Annotated in this window: 2 protein-coding genes; one reads left to right on the top strand and one right to left on the bottom strand. The window is 66.6% G+C overall.

Annotation, left to right across the window (positions count from 1 at the left end; translation table 11 throughout):
* Positions 1 to 58: 58 nt before the first annotated feature.
* On the bottom strand, positions 59 to 487 hold the full coding sequence (gene tnpA, locus IEZ19_RS49645) for an IS200/IS605 family transposase (protein ID WP_189317936.1): 429 nt from the start codon (positions 485 to 487) through the stop codon (positions 59 to 61).
* A gap of 49 nt (positions 488 to 536) precedes the next feature.
* Between tnpA and IEZ19_RS49640 the strand changes: the two genes are divergently transcribed.
* Positions 537 to 1,733 (top strand): RNA-guided endonuclease InsQ/TnpB family protein, encoded by a 1,197-nt coding sequence (locus IEZ19_RS49640; RefSeq protein ID WP_189317935.1) that lies wholly within the window; start codon positions 537 to 539, stop codon positions 1,731 to 1,733.
* The last annotated feature ends 85 nt before the right edge of the window (positions 1,734 to 1,818 follow it).

The raw sequence follows: 1,818 nt of genomic DNA, 5'->3' as shown, positions 1-1,818 counted from the left end.
GCCCTGTGGCGCGGAGCGCCGCAGTATCGCTCCGTAATGCTCCACCAGTGGCCCGCGCTCAGTCGGGCCGCTTCTGATTTTCGATGTAGTCCTTGACCACCTGGAGCGGTGCGCCGCCGCAGGACCCGGCGAAGTAGGAGCCGGACCAGAAGCGGCCGTGCATGATCGCCCGGTTCACACGGCCGGTGAACTCCTGTCGCAGACGGCGCGAGGAGACGCCCTTGAGGGAGTTGACCAGGTTCGACAGGGCGACCTTCGGCGGGTAGTGCACGAGCAGGTGTACGTGGTCTTCTTCGCCGTTGAACTCGATCAGGTCGGCTTCGAAGTCCTCGCACACCTTCCTCATGATCTCTTCGCAGCGGTTCAGCATGGCGTCGTTGAAGACGTTCCGCCGGTACCTGGTGACGAACACCAAGTGTGCGTGCAGGTGGTAAACGACGTGACGGCCTCGCCGTATCTCGGGGTTTGGTTCCCAGCGTGGTGACATAAGCCAATGCTAGAATCTTGCTGTCTCGAACCAGGAAGGGGGTGAACCAGTGATCCGCGCCTACAAGTTCCTCATGAGGCCCACCGTGGGCCAGCAGGGCGCTTTGACAGCGATGCTCCGCGATCACTGCACCCTCTACAACGCGGCCTTACAGGAACGCCGGAACGCCTACCAGCACGCCTCGAAGACGAGCATCACGTACGGACAGCAGTCCGGACAGCTCAAGGACATCCGCGCCCACGATCCGGATCAGGCCCGATGGTCGTTCAGCTCGCAGCAGGCGACCTTGCGGCGGCTGGACAAAGCGTTCGCCGCGTTCTTCCGGCGTGTGAAGGCCGGCGAGGCGCCGGGCTATCCGCGTTTCCGCTCGAACCAGCGGTTCGACACCGTGGACTTCCCCAAGGACGGCGACGGCTGCCGCTTCAACTCCACCCCGCACGACCTCGTCACCCGCGTCCGGCTGCAAGGCGTCGGACACGTCCGCGTGCACCAGCACCGCCCCGTGGCCGGCAAGGTCAAGACGATCTCGGTGAAGCGGGAAGGGCGCCGCTGGTACGTCATCCTCACCGCCGACCAGGCCGCTCCCGAGCCGCTGCCCGCGACCGGCGCCGTGGTCGGCATCGACATGGGCATAGCCAACTTCCTCGCTGACTCCAACGGCGGATTCGTCGCCAACCCGCGCCACGGCGCGAAGGCCGCCACGAAACTGGAGGCCGCGCAGCAGGCGCTCAGCCGGTGCAAGCGCGGCAGCAAGCGGCGCCGCAAGGCCGTGGAGACCGTGGCCCGGCTGCACCGCAAGGTACGCCGTCAACGCCTGGACCACGCGCACAAGACCGCGCTGACGCTGGTGCGCGGCAACGACTTCCTCGCGCACGAAGACCTCAAGATCCTTAACATGAGCAAGGCGCCGGCTCCGAAGCCGGACGCCGGTAAGCCCGGCGCGTTCCTGCCCAACGGGGCGAGCGCGAAGGCCGGACTCAACCGTTCGATCGCTGATGTCGGATGGGGGGTGTTCCTCGCGATCCTCGCGGCCAAGGCGGAAGGCGCCGGGCGGGAAGTGATGGCGGTGGACCCCCGCAACACCTCCCGGCGGTGCCCGCAGTGCGGGCACACCGCCAAGGAGAACCGGCCCACACAGGAGAAGTTCCACTGCGTCTCGTGCGGCCACACCGCTCACGCGGACACGGTGGGCGCCCAGAACGTTCTACGGGCCGGGCTGGTCCGTCACGACGCCAACCCGGCTTAGCGAGAAGCCACCCCGTTTACGGGGTGGAGGAGTCAGTACGCCCAGCATGGGCGGCAGCTTAAGGGTGAAAGTCCCGAAGAGGAGA

This window comes from Streptomyces brasiliensis (assembly GCF_014647875.1).
In the GTDB taxonomy this organism is placed as follows: Bacteria; Actinomycetota; Actinomycetes; order Streptomycetales; family Streptomycetaceae; genus Streptomyces; species Streptomyces brasiliensis.
Note: the sequence above shows the minus strand (reverse complement) of the source record. Positions and strands in the feature narration are given on the sequence as shown.